Source organism: Candidatus Protochlamydia naegleriophila (assembly GCF_001499655.1).
Taxonomy (GTDB): Bacteria; Chlamydiota; Chlamydiia; order Chlamydiales; family Parachlamydiaceae; genus Protochlamydia; species Protochlamydia naegleriophila.
Genome location: NZ_LN879502.1, coordinates 2,069,221 through 2,085,623, shown reverse-complemented (window position 1 = coordinate 2,085,623; position 16,403 = coordinate 2,069,221). Strand labels below are relative to the sequence as shown.

Annotated in this window: 11 protein-coding genes and 2 pseudogenes; 10 read left to right on the top strand and 3 right to left on the bottom strand. The window is 44.8% G+C overall.

Annotated features, from left to right (window positions below; genetic code table 11):
- Positions 1-83 precede the first annotated feature (83 nt).
- The 3 genes and pseudogenes from PNK_RS08745 (at position 84) to PNK_RS08735 (ending at position 5,846) form a co-directional block, all read left to right on the top strand.
- Positions 84-1,226, top strand: coding sequence for an efflux RND transporter periplasmic adaptor subunit (locus tag PNK_RS08745; RefSeq protein WP_032124071.1), 1,143 nt, complete (start codon positions 84-86; stop codon positions 1,224-1,226).
- Positions 1,223-4,342 (top strand): annotated as a pseudogene (locus PNK_RS08740) (efflux RND transporter permease subunit). Before PNK_RS08745 ends, PNK_RS08740 begins: the two are co-directional and overlap by 4 nt.
- Positions 4,335-5,846, top strand: coding sequence for an efflux transporter outer membrane subunit (locus tag PNK_RS08735; RefSeq protein WP_158021769.1), 1,512 nt, complete (start codon positions 4,335-4,337; stop codon positions 5,844-5,846). The pseudogene PNK_RS08740 and the gene PNK_RS08735 overlap by 8 nt, the downstream one beginning before the upstream one ends.
- A gap of 63 nt (positions 5,847-5,909) precedes the next feature.
- Here PNK_RS08735 and PNK_RS08730 read toward each other — a convergent pair whose 3' ends face one another.
- The 3 genes from PNK_RS08730 to PNK_RS08720 form a co-directional block, all read right to left on the bottom strand.
- Positions 5,910-6,683, bottom strand: coding sequence for an HAD-IA family hydrolase (locus tag PNK_RS08730; RefSeq protein WP_059061531.1), 774 nt, complete (start codon positions 6,681-6,683; stop codon positions 5,910-5,912).
- A gap of 339 nt (positions 6,684-7,022) precedes the next feature.
- The gene (locus PNK_RS08725) at positions 7,023-7,628 is read right to left on the bottom strand and encodes a CatB-related O-acetyltransferase (RefSeq protein WP_059061530.1); all 606 of its coding nucleotides are present in this window, start codon (positions 7,626-7,628) and stop codon (positions 7,023-7,025) included.
- Between the two features lie 260 nt (positions 7,629-7,888).
- A complete protein-coding gene (locus tag PNK_RS08720; RefSeq protein WP_158021768.1) occupies positions 7,889-9,460 on the bottom strand; it encodes a hypothetical protein in 1,572 nt (523 codons plus the stop codon).
- Between the two features lie 269 nt (positions 9,461-9,729).
- On the opposite strand from PNK_RS08720, the gene PNK_RS08715 reads away from it, so the two are divergent.
- The 7 genes and pseudogenes from PNK_RS08715 to nuoG all read left to right on the top strand — a co-directional run bounded on the left by PNK_RS08715 (position 9,730) and on the right by nuoG (position 16,403).
- Positions 9,730-10,086 (top strand): NADH-quinone oxidoreductase subunit A, encoded by a 357-nt coding sequence (locus PNK_RS08715; RefSeq protein ID WP_032124076.1) that lies wholly within the window; start codon positions 9,730-9,732, stop codon positions 10,084-10,086.
- Positions 10,083-10,538: pseudogene (locus PNK_RS08710) on the top strand (NADH-quinone oxidoreductase subunit B); the annotation flags it as partial. The gene PNK_RS08715 and the pseudogene PNK_RS08710, both read left to right, overlap by 4 nt.
- A 26-nt stretch (positions 10,539-10,564) precedes the next feature.
- Positions 10,565-11,101: an NADH-quinone oxidoreductase subunit C gene (locus PNK_RS08705; RefSeq protein WP_059062405.1), complete on the top strand. Its 537-nt coding sequence runs from the start codon at positions 10,565-10,567 to the stop codon at positions 11,099-11,101.
- On the top strand, positions 11,073-12,281 hold the full coding sequence (locus tag PNK_RS08700; protein WP_059061526.1) for an NADH-quinone oxidoreductase subunit D: 1,209 nt from the start codon (positions 11,073-11,075) through the stop codon (positions 12,279-12,281). Before PNK_RS08705 ends, PNK_RS08700 begins: the two co-directional genes overlap by 29 nt.
- Positions 12,281-12,796, top strand: coding sequence for an NADH-quinone oxidoreductase subunit NuoE (nuoE, locus tag PNK_RS08695; RefSeq protein ID WP_059061524.1), 516 nt, complete (start codon positions 12,281-12,283; stop codon positions 12,794-12,796). Before PNK_RS08700 ends, nuoE begins: the two co-directional genes overlap by 1 nt.
- Positions 12,789-14,087 carry an NADH-quinone oxidoreductase subunit NuoF gene (nuoF, locus tag PNK_RS08690; RefSeq protein WP_059061522.1) on the top strand — a complete coding sequence of 433 codons (1,299 nt, stop codon included), beginning with the start codon at positions 12,789-12,791 and terminating at the stop codon, positions 14,085-14,087. The genes nuoE and nuoF overlap by 8 nt, the downstream gene beginning before the upstream one ends.
- A 3-nt stretch (positions 14,088-14,090) precedes the next feature.
- Positions 14,091-16,403: an NADH-quinone oxidoreductase subunit NuoG gene (gene nuoG / locus PNK_RS08685; protein ID WP_059061520.1), complete on the top strand. Its 2,313-nt coding sequence runs from the start codon at positions 14,091-14,093 to the stop codon at positions 16,401-16,403.

The window sequence follows — 16,403 nt, the reverse complement described above, 5'->3', positions numbered from 1 at the left end:
TGACTTTGTTCACTCTTTCCCTTACAAAAGCAAGGAATCTTTGCCGTCTAAACCCGAAGTTGAACCGCTTATAGAGAGTCACGATGATTGGAAAAGGCAATTTCTTTTATGGGATATTAACTGCTAGTTTATGGCTTGTCGCTTGCGAAAAAGAGGCAGCCAAGACACCGCACATTCCACCGACAGAGGTTTCGATTAAAGAGGTACAACCGCAAACTGTGCCGGCTGTTTACGAATTTGTCGGAGTGGCTCAAAGCTCCCATGTCGTTGAGATTCGCGCCCGAATCGAAGGCTATTTGGATAAAATCGCCTACACCGAAGGGACATTTGTCCAAAAAGGGGACCTTTTATTTCAAATCGATCCCCGCCCTTTTGAGGCCGCGCTTGACAGAGCTCATGCACAACTCGCTCGAGAGGAGGCGATTTTATGGGATGCAAAGCGTGCCGTGGAGCGTTATCGGCCTCTTTATGAGCAAAAGGCAGCTAGTTTGAGAGATCTCGACAATGCAGTCTCTCATCAACTTGCCTCAGAAGCCGATGTTCAAGCAGCTAAGGCTCAAGTGACTGAAGCTGAACTTAATTTAGGCTATACCAGCATTTATGCTCCAGTTGGTGGGCAGGCAGGGCAAGCCAATTATCGAGAAGGCGCTCTCATTTCTCCTAGCCAAGATAAAATGGCGACGCTATCTGTCATCGATCCTATCTGGATTAATTTTAGCGTGTCTGAAGGAGCTATTTTAAAAAGCCAGAAATCGATTGCACAAGGAAGGCTGAAGTTTCCTCCAAATGATGATTTTACAGTGCAAGTCGTTTTGGCCGATCAAACAGTCTTTCCAGAGGCCGGCAGGGTTAATTTTGCATCGCCAACCTACGATCAAAAGACTGGTACAATGATGATCCGGGCGGTGCTTCCCAATCGGCACAGCATTTTACGGCCGGGGCAGTTTGTGCGCGTCAGGCTGCTAGGAGCCGTTAGGCCAGATGCGATTGTCGTACCGCAAAAAGCCGTTTTGCAAAGTCAAAAGGGAATGTTTGTCTTCATTGTCAATGACGAGAATGAGGCTGTCATGCAGCCTATAGAGCCTGGTGCTTGGGAACAAGATAATTGGGTGATTGATGCAGGGCTAAAGCCTGGCGATAGAGTCATTGTTGAAGGAGTAAATAAACTCCGACCGGGCGCTAAAGTCGTCATCAAGAAAGATCCTTTAGTGGGAACTGCCTCATGATTTCTCACTTTTTTATCGATCGCCCCATTTTTGCTTTCGTCCTTTCAATTATCATTACCCTTGCCGGGCTATTTGCATTAAAATCGCTTCCCATCGAGCAATATCCAAACATCACGCCGCCTCAAATTCAGGTGAGTGCCTCCTATGCCGGTGCGGATGCCTCAACGGTTGCTGCAAGCGTTGCTGCTCCCATTGAACAGCAGGTCAATGGAGTAGAAGACATGATTTACATGTATTCTCAAAACTCCTCTAACGGCGATATTGCCCTCAGCATTTTTTTTGAAATTGGCAGCAACATTGATATGGCTCAAGTCAACGTTCAAAACAGAGTCAATATGGCTTTGCCTCAGCTCCCGGAAGAGGTGCAGCGGACTGGTGTGACAATTAAAAAGCAGACCCCAAATATTTTATTGCTCGTTGCCATTCAATCACCCGATGAACGCTATGACAATATTTTTGTGAGTAACTATGCGACTATTAACGTAGTTGATGAAATTTTGCGCTTACCGGGCATTAGTAACGCGACAATTATCAATGCACGCGACTACTCCATGAGGATTTGGCTGAGGCCCGATCGTTTAGCTCAACTTGGATTAACGACTCATGATGTTGTCAAAGCCGTTCAAGCCCAAAATAACAACTTTACTGCTGGCTTGCTCGGTTATCCGCCAACAACTTCGGCAACTCAATTGACTGTGCCTATGACAGGACTTGGAAGGCTAAGTAATCCAGAACAGTTTGAAAATATCATTTTGAGGGCCAATACGGATGGGTCTTTTGTTCAAATTAAAGATGTAGGGCGGGTAGAGCTGGGGGCGGCAAGCTATGATGTAGACGGTTCGCTCAATAACAAGACGACTGCCATGATTGCGATTTATCAGCAATTTGGAGCCAATGCTTTGGATGTGGCAGAAGAAGTCAAAAATACGATGAAGCATCTTTCAAAAAGCTTTCCTGAGGGACTCGAATATTCCATTCCCTATGATACAACAGACTTTATCACAGCGTCCATTCACGAAGTGACAATGACCATTTTCGAGGCGGCTGTTTTAGTTTCGCTAGTCGTTTTAATCTTTTTACAAAATCTGAGAGCGACACTTGTGCCTATCATTGCAATGATTGTTTCTATCGTTGGAACGTTTGCAGGGATGTATGTACTTGGATTTTCTTTAAATACGCTAACGCTGTTTGGAATGGTTTTGGCGATTGGTATCGTTGTCGATGATGCGATTGTTGTCATCGAAAATGTGGAACGAAACATGCGCGAACTTCTCCTGCCTCCAAAAGAAGCGGCTCATAAGGCTATGGAAGAGGTCTCTGGGCCAGTAGTGGCAATTGTATTCGTTCTATGCGCAGTCTTTATTCCCGTGGCTTTTTTAGGCGGAATTGCAGGGCAGCTTTATAAGCAATTTGCCATTACCATTTCTGTCTCGGTTGTAATCTCAGGGTTTGTTGCTTTAACGTTGAGCCCGGCTCTTGCAGCTCTGATTTTAAAGCCGCATACAACCCCGTCTCGTTTTGCTATCTGGTTTAATAAAGGGTTTGATTGGTTTACAAATGGTTATGTGCACATAGCTAAATGGATTCTGCATCATGCCTGGGTCGGTCTTTTGCTATTTGCATCTGTCATCGCCGTGCTTGTGACATTGAATCACATCACTCCGACAAGCTTTATTCCGCAAGAAGATCAAGGCTATTTGATCACACTGGTCAATATGCCAGATGCCTCCAGTCTTGAGCGCACGCAGGAAGTGGATCAGACACTCACCTCCATCGCTTTAGATGTTCCAGGTGTTCAAGATGTTGTCTCCTTGTCAGGATTCAGCATGCTGGAATCGCTTAATCGTCTGCAAGTCGGCACTAACTTTATTACTTAAAAAATTAGGGATCAGCGCAAAGCTCCTTCTTTGCAAGCGGATGCCATTTTAGATTCTCTGAATAAAAAGTATGCTATGATTCCAGAGGCACAAATCATGACCTTTAATCCGCCAGCTATTCAAGGCCTTGGTACAGTGGGCGGATTCGAGTTTTGGATTGAAAACAGGGGGGATGGCGGTATTCAGACATTAGAGACAAAGACGCGTGAATTTATTGAAAAGGCGCGTCAAAGACCCGAATTACAGGGGCTGACAACGTCGATTCAATCCAATAACATGCAGTTGTATATCGATCTGGACCGTTACAAAGCAGAGACTCTAGGCGTAACAATCAGTGAGGTCTTTCAAACGCTGCAGATTTTTTTAGGCTCGCTCTACATCAATAACTTCAATAAATTTGGACGGGTTTTCCAGGTTAACGTGCAGGCAGAGCCTGATTATCGCGCAACTCTCCAAAATTTAGGAGACATGTATGTGCGTTCGATTCATAACGAAATGATTCCGCTGAAAGCCTTTTTAAGCACTGATTACACTAAAGGTGCGAATCTAGTCAGCCGCTTTAATGGCTTTACAAGTGCTAAAATCATCGGCAGCGCAGCTCCAGGATTCAGTTCTGGCCAAGCGATGGCAGCCATGGAAGAGGTGGCTAAAGAGGCGCTCCCAGAAGCAATGACTTATGCATGGAGCGGGGAGGCCTATCAAGAAAAGGCGACGGGAGGGACTTCCGGCGGCGTGCTGTTGATCGGTGTTTTAATGGTCTTTCTCATTTTATCAGCCTTGTACGAGAGATGGTCGCTTCCATTTGCCATCATTTTGGCAGTTCCTTTCGGTTTGATGGGTGCCTTTGTTGCCATCTGGTTTAGAGGAATTTCCAATGATGTGTATTTTAACGTAGGCCTGGTTACTCTAATCGCTTTGTCTGCTAAAAATGCGATTCTGATCGTCGAGTTTGCGGTGATTAAACGAGAAGAGGGTATGTCGGTTGCTGAAGCTGCAATGGAAGCTGCAAAACTTCGTTTCCGTGCGATTCTTATGACTTCTCTAACATTTATTTTGGGTGTTGTTCCTTTAGTCATCAGTACGGGAGCTGGAGCTGCCAGCCGTCATTCGGTTGGAACAGGGGTGTTTGGCGGAATGATAGCAGCGACTATCCTGGCAGTGTTCTTAGTGCCTCTTCTGTACAAGCTCATTGATCAACGCAATGAAAAGAAATCTCAAGCAAAGAGCGAACATGTCTAGAATAGGATTAGCAGGCTGCTTATCGCTCATTTTGAGCTCATGCGTTCTCCATGCTCCCTATCGTCAGCCATGCATGGAAATGCCGCAAGAATGGCGTACGCCGAGCGATGACACATCGACTACCATCAATGCTAGGTGGTGGGAAGAGATGAAAGATCCTGTTTTAGATGCGCTCATTGTAGAAGCTCTTGAAAACAATAAAGATCTATTTGCGGCTCTTGCCCGCATAGCCGAATTTCGCGCCCGTTTAGGCATTGTGCGTTCGCAATTTTATCCTCAAATTAACGGGGCTGCAATGGCTTCCAGGCAGCGTACCCCCTCAGCCTTGCTTGGATTTGGCGGCGGCAATGGAGGGAGTTCTACAAGTAGCAGTGCTGGCAGCGGCCAACAGCCAATCTTGCCCGACTTGGCAAGCTTGTTTCCAACTCCTTCTCCCTACAGCAACACCTATAGCCTAATTCTGGATGCTGCTTATGAATTAGATCTATGGGGGCGCGTTTATAGCGCCTCGGAAGCGGCTCTTGCTGATCTTTTAGGAGAAGTAGAAGCCAGAAGAGCGCTCATTTTATCAATTGTAAGCGCGGTTGCAGAGGGCTACATTCAACTTCGACAATACGACCAACAGCTGTTGATCTCAAAGCAAACCACGGAGTCTAGAAAGCAGTCTTATGATCTTGCTGTCTTGCGCTTTGAAGGAGGACTTACATCGGAACTGGAGGTTAAGCAAGCGGCATCCGAAGTGGATGAAGCTGCAGCTGAGGTAATTCGATTAGAGGTCTTAATTCCTTTACAGGAAAATTTAATTAGCATTTTAGTTGGTCATAGCCCAAGAGATATTGAAAGAGGATTGGCGATCGATCAATGGCCCGAACCTTTACAAGTTCCTGCGGGTTTACCCTCCGATCTGCTTGAGCAGCGTCCCGATATTTTACAAGCCGAACAAGCGCTGATTGCTGCCAATGCGCGCATTGGAGAAGCGAGAGCGGAGTACTTCCCCAATATTAGTTTGACAGGCAACTATGGATCGGAAAGTCTAGAGTTGCATCAACTCTTTACTTCGCCTGCCAGAACTTGGCAGTATGCCGCTAATCTTTTACAGCCCATTTTTACAGGAGGGCGGATTTCGAGTACGGTAGACTTAGCCAAGGCTCAAAAGGCCTTTGCCTACTATAACTACCAGCAAACGATTTTAAATGCCTTTAAAGAGGTAGATGATGCGCTGGTTTCTCATCAGAAATCTAAAGAACTTGTCATTGTCCAAAAAGATAGCGTTGCGGTTTTAAAAGATTATTTGCGTCTGGCCCAACTTCAGTATGATAATGGTCAAACAGATTATCTGAGCGTCCTCGATGCAGAGCGCAAGCTGTTTGCAGCGCAACTGGCTTTAGCTCAAGCCCAGGCCGACGTCTTTTTGACACTGGTCAACCTCTATAAGGCTTTAGGTGGGGGATGGGTGATTGATGCAGAAAACTTGAGTAAGGAAGTGTGTGCAGAAGATTCATGAAATGAGGCTTTTTCACCAAGGAAATGAGTTTCCTTGGTGAAAAATGTAGACTAAGCCAATGGACTAGAAGTCGATGTCAGCATTGGCTTCGCTTTTGGAGGCCTTTGCATCGGCAGGTGTTTCTTTGAGATGAATTCCTCTCTTTTGCAATTCTTCAACTAGTTGCTTAGCATTTTCAAAGACAACTCCGTCTATGCCCATCATTTTAGCCGCTGCAACATTGTCTGCTTTATTATCAACGAAAAGCAACGTTCCAGGCGCCATTTTTAAGCGCTCTAGCAAAATTTCATATGCCTTTACACCAGGCTTGTCAGCCCCAATCTCATAAGATAATAAGACTGGATAGAACATATCATAGTAACCAAGCTGCCTCTTTAAGCGCGCTTGGCTCATACGTACATTGGAAAGCAACGGAGTCTGGTAGCCCATTTGCTGCAGTTCTTTGACGACCTGTACCATGCCGGGGATTTCCTTAATGGCTTTCAAGCGTGTGTTGTCCAATTGCTCGAGCCAATCACTCGGAAGCTGATGGCCGTTTTCAGTCGCATACTCTTTCCAAAAGTTTTCCTCTGTTCCACCATTAACCAGATAAAGCTTTAACTCGTCTTGGACTTGCATGGCTTCGGCTTGCGAAATGTTAAATTCTTTGGCAATAAATTCGCCAATCTCAGCTTTATCACCCTTTGCTATGACGCCACCAAAATCAAAAACAATCGCTTGAATCTTTGGAGTGGCTGGAGCTTCGACAACTTGAGCCGGCTCAGCCTGCAGGGCCGCCGAAAAACCCATCAAACATATCAAAAAGGCAGTGAATAACTGATAGGGTTTCATCAACATGGTAAACTCCTTATGTAGTAGTTTTAAGCATTATTAATCTAAACAAGAGCTTTTATCTGACTTATTAGACCAGTAAAAGAGCTAAGTAACTAATTAGCAAGTGGATGCGCTCTCTTTAAAGATCTTTGTACAAGTCTTAAAATGGCTCGTATTTATCAAAGATGTTAATAATTAGCTTGTTATGTTTTTTAAGCGAACGTTTTTAGATTTTCAACTATTTTGGGTCTAAATTTATTTTATTAAATTTTTATTTAATAAACAATTATCTTTACGTTTTTCAGTTTCGGGTATTTTAATCAACTATTATTAAAATCGTTTAAAGATGTTAAAGAAAGACCCTTATGAGGCGGTTTCTAATTTTTCAAGATCAGCGGAAACAATGAGGGGGATATTGCGGGTAATTTTTTCCACATCCCAGTTCCACCATTGAATGACTTGTAGTTTTTTAATTGTTGATTCGTCAAAGCGGTGTCGAATGATATTTGCTGGATTTCCGCCAACAATTGAATAAGGAGGAACATCTTTAGTTACGACCGCATAGGCTCCTATAATAGCTCCATCCCCAATTTTAATGCCTGGCATGATTACAGATTGGTGGCCAAACCAGACATCATTACCGACGACCGTATGACCTTTCTTTGGAAAACTGGGAGTGTAATCTGCCCATTTATCCCCAAAAATGAAAAAAGGAAATGTGGAAAATCCATTCATCTGATGATTGGCACCGCTCATGATGAATTTGGTTCCTTGTGCAATTTGGCAGAACTTGCCAATATGCAGTTCACAGTCGTATAAAAGAGCTACATTCTCTTTTTCAAATGCTTCTGGGCGATCGGTGTCGTGGTAATAGGTGTAATCGCCAATGTGAATGGCTGGATTCGTGATAAAGTGCTTAAGAAAAATGAGGTCTTTTGAGCTTAAGGGATAAAGAGTCGAGCAGTCCATGGCAGGTCCTTTTTATGTTGGAGGATCAAAGAGTCGTCTTATCATGAGTTGAGTGAGGGCTTGATATCGCGCTGTGAAGGGTTATGCCTATCATGTGCGGAGAAACATTATTTTTCAAGGGAGTAAAAAAGAAATTTAATGGGCAATTGATCGTTGCAGGCAGGTCCATAAAGCCATTCAAGTCATATTGATTCCAAAAAATGGCTCAATCATAGGCTTTACGAAGGCCTGAATGAATACTAAGTTCCGGGCATTCCATCCTATACGTTCCATCTTTGAATCTCTTGGATTAGCCTGGCTGGTTTCTTCTGAAAATCTGGATTAGACGTAAAGAGGTGGTACAAACGTTGCCGATCTTTTTTGGAAGCGGCCTTCAATCCTTCAAGAAAGAGATCTCTTAAAAGATCGCTTAAGAGAGCATTTTCGATGAGGTTCTCATCATCGAATTGAATAGACTGATCGACTAATTCTTTGACTCTGTCACGAAACAGCGAAAGGGTAAGCAAGGGGGCGATCAAAGCAGCATCTTGTGTAAGGAAAAATTGGCGTAAGATATCTCGAATGACGTAGTGGCTGACAAATAACTCATCCGTTTCTGCATAGCGTACAAATTGAGCGAGGAGTTCGCTTTTTAAAATGGGATCGTTAATCAATTGCTCGATTAGTGGGCTTTCATTGCGACGAATGGCTTCATAAATCATTTGGCCATATTTAGCATGTAAATGAGGCTCTTCCAACAAGCTGTGCTGCAGCCCCCGGTCGCCAGTTTGCATGTGCAAGATAGCCATGCGCTTAAAAGAGTCTTCAGGAATTTGTGCGAAATTGGGATGGTGGAGAATTGCCTTAATCATGCTTTGGTGCTTCATTCGAACGGCTTCTTCCAAGATCCCTCCTAAGTGAGCTCCTGTGATCAGTTTAAATTGGGAATGATGCCGTAGCTTATCTGTCAGCTCCTCTTCGCTGCTTGACAAGACTTGAACGAGCAACTGCGCCACTCCTTCACTCGTCAATGAGGGGTAGCTTGGATGATGAAGCAAGTGGCGAAAAAGAGGCATATTCTTTAAAAAGAGTGCCTTTTCTAAGAACCATTGCAACATAAGTGAAGAAAGTGACAAGTAGTCGCGGTGTTTGAGAAGAAGCTGGATCAGACGATATTCAATTTCATGCCTGTTTCCAAGCGTATCTGTCAAAGCATTGTCAAAGAGGGCTTGTCTTAAAACTGTTTCGGCTTGGGCATCGAAATGAAGAGGCTGAATAGCGACATGTAGCAGCCGCTTATCCCTGCGCTTAAAAGCCCATCGAATGAGATCTGGAAATAGTTGGCTGGCTATTTCGGCAAAGCGTTCTTGCTGATACAATTCATGCATCCAGCTTAAGTTTTTTGTGCGAATTGCACAGCGGACGACTTCCGCAAAATGCTTTTCAAAAATCAATCTGAAAGTGCTAAAACGGGATAAATGCAGGATTAGATCTTTTCCTTGAAATTCCAGGGCATCTAAACCGATTTGTTCGGCTTGCCGTGGAGAAATGTCTCTAAAGTGGGGGTGTTCTAAAAAAGAATTCATCAATTCCGGACTTCCTTCTCGGATGGCTGCGATCATCAAGTAACCAACGGTCTTGGGCGATAATTCAGCCGCAGAAGGATGTTGCAGAATGCTCTGAAGGATTTCATGATCTTGCAGAATGGGAGTAGCCGTCTCCAAGGCTTCATCCAATTCTTTGGCTGAAAGGGCTGGAAAGGCTGGATTTTGAATTAGTTCATTGACTCGTCGATAGTTCAGCGAGCGAATGGCATCTTTTAAATGGATGGCTAAGGAAGATGGATCATTCATAAGTGCCATAGGCAGACATTAAACAGGGGTAATCTTAGGTTAAATCTTTTTTTATATAACAAATTTCAAAGACACAGTCAATGGATGAGGTGTCTTCGGCAGGTTACTGAAAATTTAGGGAGATCTAGTTAAAATTTTAAGTTTAAAAAAATTGACAGTGTGCCAGCGTTACTGATATGAATATGAAGCTTAGATTTCAGGTACGATCGAAATGGCTTCAGTATAAATTGAATCGAAATTTTTGAAATGTTCATATGGAAGAGGATTAAGTGTCTGATTTTTTTCCGGTTCACGTTTACTTCGTTCTAACCCTTATTGTGACATTAGTCGTTTTGGGATTGTCAGGTCTTTTTCCTTCTAAAAAAACGAGTAAGACAAAATTCATGCCGTACGAATCCGGCATTCAAACTGAGACGCATCTTTTACAAAAACGTTTTCCATTGCGCCACTATTTAGTGGCATTGATGTTCTTGGTTTTTGATATCGAAGTCATTTTCCTTTATCCTTGGGCGGTGGTCGCCAAGCAGATTGGAGTATTTGCTTTTTACGAAATGGCTTTCTTTTTATTGGCTCTTTTAGTGGGATTCGCCTACGTATGGCGCAAGAGAGGTCTAGAATGGGAATGACACACCAGGAAAAAACACCGTTTTTAATCGCCCCACTCGAAAAATTAATCAATTGGGGGCGCAGCAATTCTCTTTGGCCTGCTCAATTTGGACTTGCTTGCTGCGCAATTGAAATGATGTCGACAGCTGCCAGTCGCTATGATATGGCTCGATTTGGAATGGAGGTCTTTCGTGCGTCCCCGCGTCAAAGCGATGTCATGATTGTAGCAGGCCGTGTGAGTCAAAAAATGGCACCGGTCCTGAAAACGATTTATGAGCAAATGTTGGAGCCTAAATGGGTTATTGCGATGGGGGATTGCGCCTCGTGCGGCGGCGTTTACAATAATTATGCCATTGTTCAAGGGGTTGATAAAATCGTACCTGTCGATGTTTATTTAGCAGGTTGTCCTCCCCGTCCGGAAGCTTTACTTGATGCTCTTATCGCACTGCAGAAAAAAATTAAAGAGGGAAGCTCCTTTACAGGTGGATATAGATGATCATGACAACTGCACAAGTCGTTCAACAGCTAAAAGAAAAGTTCGAAGGCGCTATCTTGGATGAAATCGTATTCAAAGGAGAAACAACTGTTGAGGTACACAAAGAAGAATTAAAGGACATTCTTGGCTTTCTAAGAGCCGGGGTGGACTCTAAGTATGATGTCCTCATGGATTTGACGGCGGTTGATTATCTTTTTCCCATCAAGCGCACTCAGATTCATTACTTCTTACATAATCCCACGAGTTTAGAGAGAATTCGCATCATTGTGTCAATTGAGCGATCAGAGCGGATCCCGTCTGTGGCCGATCTTTGGCGTGGAGCGAATTGGTTTGAGCGCGAGCTGTTTGATATGTTTGGTGTACACTTTGAGGGGCATCCAGACCTGAGTCGCATCCTAATGCCAGATGATTGGCGCGGCCATCCCATGCTTCGCGACTATGCTTTGACGGAAGAGCCTGTTCAATTCAAACATGATGTAAAACCAAAAGTACCTTCACAGATTATTTCATATGACAAAAGTAGACAAAGAGTATCTTAGACAGCTCGAGGAAACAGGCGATGTGATGGAGCTTAACCTGGGGCCCCAGCATCCCTCTACCCACGGCGTATTGCGGCTTAAGCTCAGGCTCGAAGGTGAAGTTGTTTTGTCCTGCGATCCCGTCATCGGCTATTTACATACTGGCGTTGAAAAAGAGTGCGAATCAAGGACCTATCATCAGGTCTTTACGCTGGTCGATCGCCTAGATTATTTATCTGGTCCGGCTGAAGAGCAGGCTTTTGCAGGTGCCGTTGAACGTATGATGCAAGTTGAAGTTCCTGAAAGAGCTCAAACGATTCGCATCATCTTGCTAGAGTTATCAAGGATTGCGAGCCACTTGATATGGGCAGGAACGAGTGCTTTAGAGCTCAATATGTCCTCTGTCTTCATGTACAGCTTTGCTGAAAGGGAAAAAATTCTCGACTTGTTTGAAGAGTTTTCAGGCGCGCGCATGTTTCCCTCTGTCTGGCGCATTGGTGGGCTTTCGCGCGATTTAGATCCTAATTTTGAGGCGAATTTAAGAGAGTTTATTAAAGGTTTTCCAAAAATCTGGAAAGAATTGGATAATCTTTTGACCAACAATTACGTTTGGTGCGAGCGTTTAAAAGGCGTTGCAGTCATTGATGAAGAGCTTTGCAAGCAATACATGTGCACTGGACCTGTTCTACGGGGAGCTGGCGTTGCTTACGACATTCGCAAGGCATATCCCTATTTGGGATATGAAACGTATCAATTCGACATTCCAACTTATCACGAAGCCGATTCCTATGCACGCTACTTGGTTCGCATGGAAGAGATGAGGCAAAGTCTTTCTATCATTGAACAGGCCCTAGGTCGCTTAAAGCCTGGCCCGGTTTTAACTAACGACCGCAAAGTGGCCCTCCCTCCGCGCCGCGAGCTTGCCCGCAGCATGGAAGCTGTGATCCATCAATTTAAATTGGTTTCTGAAGGCATCCATCCACCAGTTGGCGGAATGTATAACTGTGTTGAATCTGCTAGAGGAGAGCTGGGCCATTACCTGATTAGTGACGGGTCTCCAAAGCCTTATCGCCTTCGCGTGCGTTCACCTTCTTTTTCCCACATCGAGGTGTTGAAAGAGGTGCTACCGGGACATGTTATTTCTGATGTTGTCGTTGCAATTGCTAGTGTAGACCCTATTTTAGGAGATGTTGATCGCTAATGCTAAGTGAAGAAACAAGAAAAGCTATATTGGACTTACAGGCCTTATATCCTGAAAAACGCTCGGCGCTTATTCCAGCGCTTCATTTGGCCCAGGCCGAAATGGGGTATCTGCCACGAGAAATACAAAATGAAGTGGCCTCACTTTTTGAAATTGATCCTAATGAAGTCAATGCTGTCGTGACATTTTACGACATGTTTTTTGAAGAACCGCTTGGAAAACATGTGATTCATGTCTGCAAGAATGTTTCTTGCATGCTTAGGGGATCCGACGGTTTGCTTGCCCGGCTGTGCCAAAAACTGCGGGTTTCTCCTGGAGAAACGACTCAAGATGGCGTGTTTACAGTCATTGCCTCTGAATGCCTAGCAGCTTGCGACCGCGCACCCATGATGATTGTCGATGATAAGGTTATGGGCCCTGTAGAAGTGGGCGATCTTGACCGCATTGTTGACGAAGCCAAAAAAGGGCATGGACATCCATCTCCTATCTCTATCAAAGAGGTTGAACATGCCTGAAATGCGCGTTTTAACAGCCTTTATGCAAGATCCTGAGCAGTGCTGCATTGATACATATGAGAAAAATGGAGGGTATCAAGCCATCCGAAAAGCGATTCCTGGCACTGCACCCGAACAGTTAACTGACATGGTTAAACAATCTTGGCTGAGAGGCCGAGGAGGGGCAGGTTTTCAGACTGGATTGAAATGGAGTTTTATTCCTAAAGACCCAGCTCTTCCCAAATATCTTGTTTGCAACTGCGACGAAAGCGAGCCCGGAACTTTTAAAGACCGCTACATTATTGAACACGATCCTCACCAGCTCATTGAGGGAATCATATTAGCCTGCTACGCAATTGGGGCCAAACAAGCTTTCATCTACTGCCGCGGAGAGTTCTATGAAGGCAACAAAAAGCTTCGCAGGGCAATTCAAGAAGCTAAAAGTCGCGGCTTTTTAGGCACCCCTCTTTTTGGGTCGGATTTTTCTTTAAATATTGTCGTTCACCCAGGTGCTGGTGCCTACATTGCCGGAGAAGAAACCGCTCAGTTAAACTCATTAGAGGGATACCGTGCAACGCCTCGCTTGAAGCCTCCTTTTCCTGCGGTCTCGGGTCTCTACGGAAAGCCCACCATCGTGAACAATGTGGAAACGCTCTGTAACGTCGTCCACATCGTGAATAGAGGAGTGGAATGGTTTCAAAGCATTGGTAAACCGAAAAATACCGGTACCAAGATTTTTCAGGTAAGCGGCATGGTCCAAAAGCCTGGCTGCTTTGAATTTCCACTTGGAGTGCCATTAAGAGAGGTATTGGAAACTGCCGGCTGGATGCTCCCTGGCCGGTCATTTAAAGCGTGTTATCCAGGAGGATCTTCCTGCTCCCTCTTGACGCAAAGAGATCTTGATATCTCTATGGATTTTGATAGCGTTGCCGCAAAAAAATCGATGCTTGGTACAGCCTCTATCATTGTCATGGATGATTCTGTCGATATGGTTAAGGTGGCGGCTCGTTTGATGGAATTTTATCAAAATGAGTCATGCGGAAAATGCACACCTTGCCGAGAAGGCACCCGCTGGACCAAGCAGATTCTTTCTAGAATATTGTCTGGTGGAGGAACGATAGGCGATTTAAAGGTCATTGAACAGGTGTGCCATCAGATGGAAATGAACTCCTTTTGCCCATTGGCGCCAGGAGCGGCCCCTCCGGTCGTTAGCGCGATTCGTGAATTTAGAGAAGAGTTTGAAACGTATATTCGAAGAAATAGCAATGCCGATAAACGTCCCGAAATGAAAATATCTTATCCCTATGTGTAGACTATGACAGTAGAAACCAGCATGATCAATCTAACAATCGATGGAAAAGCAATCAGCGTTCCAAAAGGCACGACCGTTTATCAGGCGGCGAAGTTAATGGGCATCGATATCCCCATTTTCTGCTACCAAGATCGAATGCCTCCTTTTGGAGCTTGCCGGATGTGCCTGGTCGAAGTGGAAAAGATGAACAAACCTCAAACGTCTTGTACGTTGGAAGCTGCTGAAGGAATGGTTGTCAAGACCCAAAGTTCAACGGCGGTCGAAGCGCGAGAAGGAATTTTAGAGCTTTTGCTTATCAACCATCCTCTTGATTGCCCCATTTGCGATCGAGGAGGGGAATGTCCTTTGCAAGATCAAACTTTGAAGCACGGCCCGGGCGAGAGTCAATTTTTTGAAGATAAAAGACGCTTTGTCAAGCCTCTTCCTTTAGGCCCTGTTCTAATGCTCGACCGCGAGCGCTGCATTGTTTGCGCACGCTGCACCCGTTTCGGAGATCTAGTTGCTGGAGATCATGCCCTCGAGATGAAAGAGCGCGGTTTTAAAACGGAAGTGGGAACACCAGACAATCTGCCAGCAGAATCAAAATTCATCGGTAATACGATTTCTTTATGCCCGGTTGGCGCCTTGACGAGTCAGGTTTATCGATTCCGCGCCAGGCCATGGGATAACGATCCTTCACCTAGTACTTGTACACTGTGTCCTGTTGGCTGCAGCCTAACCCTTGACTCGCGCGATGGAGAAATCGTACGTACACGCTCAAGAGAAAATCGAGCTGTCAATGATATCTGGTTATGCGATAAGGGGTGGTTTGGTTACGAATACGTGACTGATCCAAGCCGCTTGCAAACGCCTTTAATACGCAAGTCTGGCGAGCTTCAGCCTGCTAGCTGGGAAGAAGCGCTTTCTTTGATCGCATCTAAAATGCAGATTGCTAAAGCCAAGCAAAAAATTGCAGGAATTGGGGGCAATCCACTGACGACCGAAGAAAATTATCTTTTTCAAGAGCTAATTCGCAAAGGAGCTGGGGTCAATCATATCGATCACAGAGTAGGAATGCCGATCATTAATCTCGAAGAAGAAATATTAGCCCCTGGCATGGAGCAATCAATCGGGGAGTGTGAATCCCTTTCTTTTGCCATCTTATTGGGAGTAGATTTAACAGAAGAGTTTCCTGTCATTTGGCTACGCCTCAAGCAGGCGATTAATCATGGTACTAAAGTACTCTTCATGGGTAATTTCGCTCCTGAAATGGCTCGTCACTTGACTAAAACAGTTTTGCATGCCCCAGGAAGAGAGTTGGAAGCCTTGAACCAGCACCTTTCTACGCTTAATGAATGGGCTCAAGGGGGTAAAAAAGGTGCCATCTTTGTGGGAAGTCAATATTTGGCAAACCCTAACCGTGCAGTCATCTTGAATAAGCTCCTAAATATGCGCCAGGGGTATCCGCATCTCACCTTGAATATTTTAGAAGGTAAGGGAAATAGCATGGGGGCTCGCCTTGCTGGTATGCGCCCAGATCTTGGGCCTCTTGGAAGCAAGATAGCAAATCCTGGATTGAATGCAGTACAGGTGCTGGAAACAGCAGCAGAGTCTGGCTGGGATTTTCTTTATGTAGCCGGAGCCAATCCCGCAAAGCGCTATCCAGAAAAGCTCTGGCAGCCGGCTCGAAAAAAAATGGGCTTCTTAGTTGTACAAGATCTGTTTTTGACGGAAACGGCAAGCCAGGCCGATGTCGTACTGCCCACTCTTTCGAGTTTGGAAAAGGCGGGAAGCTTTATTAATATCGAGCAGCGCATCCAAGCTCTTCATCCTGGTAAAGAAATTCCCCCTGATCGCTATAGCGATGCTGCCATTTTTCTTGCGATTGCCGAAAAGTTGGGACTGTATTTGACATTTGAGCCTGCCTTTTCTGCATTTATGGAACATACTCATCTGGCCATCAAGCACCAGGATACGAGTGCTGAAAAAATAGGAATCAAAGCTTCTGTGCAATCGTCTGGTGGATTGAAGGCTGTCTTTTCTACAGCGCTTTTCGATAATGGGGTTCGCATGAAGCATGATCCTCATTTGATTCAATTAGCCAAGGCTTCCCGCCTTCGCATGCATCCTAAGGAAGCTGAGAAAAAAGGGCTTCAAAATGGCGACATGGTGCTGCTCACGGCTAATGGGCAATCGATACGAGCTAAGATAAAGTATGATTCACAAGTGGCTGAAGAGACGGTTGTCATACCTCTTGGGTTTGATGAGATTCCAGCTCATGAACTGGGAGTCAATTTAATGAATGGCATGTCAATCGACATACAAAAAGAAGTATAG

What these genes read in the sequence shown, in the direction of transcription:
- PNK_RS08745 (WP_032124071.1), top strand. Translation starts at nt 84, where the DNA reads ATGATTGGAAAAGGCAATTTCTTTTATGGGATATTAACTGCTAGTTTA.
- PNK_RS08735 (WP_158021769.1), top strand. Translation starts at nt 4,335, where the DNA reads ATGTCTAGAATAGGATTAGCAGGCTGCTTATCGCTCATTTTGAGCTCA.
- PNK_RS08730 (WP_059061531.1), bottom strand. Translation starts at nt 6,683, where the DNA reads ATGTTGATGAAACCCTATCAGTTATTCACTGCCTTTTTGATATGTTTG.
- PNK_RS08725 (WP_059061530.1), bottom strand. Translation starts at nt 7,628, where the DNA reads ATGGACTGCTCGACTCTTTATCCCTTAAGCTCAAAAGACCTCATTTTT.
- PNK_RS08720 (WP_158021768.1), bottom strand. Translation starts at nt 9,460, where the DNA reads ATGAATGATCCATCTTCCTTAGCCATCCATTTAAAAGATGCCATTCGC.
- PNK_RS08705 (WP_059062405.1), top strand. Translation starts at nt 10,565, where the DNA reads ATGACAACTGCACAAGTCGTTCAACAGCTAAAAGAAAAGTTCGAAGGC.
- PNK_RS08700 (WP_059061526.1), top strand. Translation starts at nt 11,073, where the DNA reads ATGACAAAAGTAGACAAAGAGTATCTTAGACAGCTCGAGGAAACAGGC.
- nuoE (WP_059061524.1), top strand. Translation starts at nt 12,281, where the DNA reads ATGCTAAGTGAAGAAACAAGAAAAGCTATATTGGACTTACAGGCCTTA.
- nuoF (WP_059061522.1), top strand. Translation starts at nt 12,789, where the DNA reads ATGCCTGAAATGCGCGTTTTAACAGCCTTTATGCAAGATCCTGAGCAG.
- nuoG (WP_059061520.1), top strand. Translation starts at nt 14,091, where the DNA reads ATGACAGTAGAAACCAGCATGATCAATCTAACAATCGATGGAAAAGCA.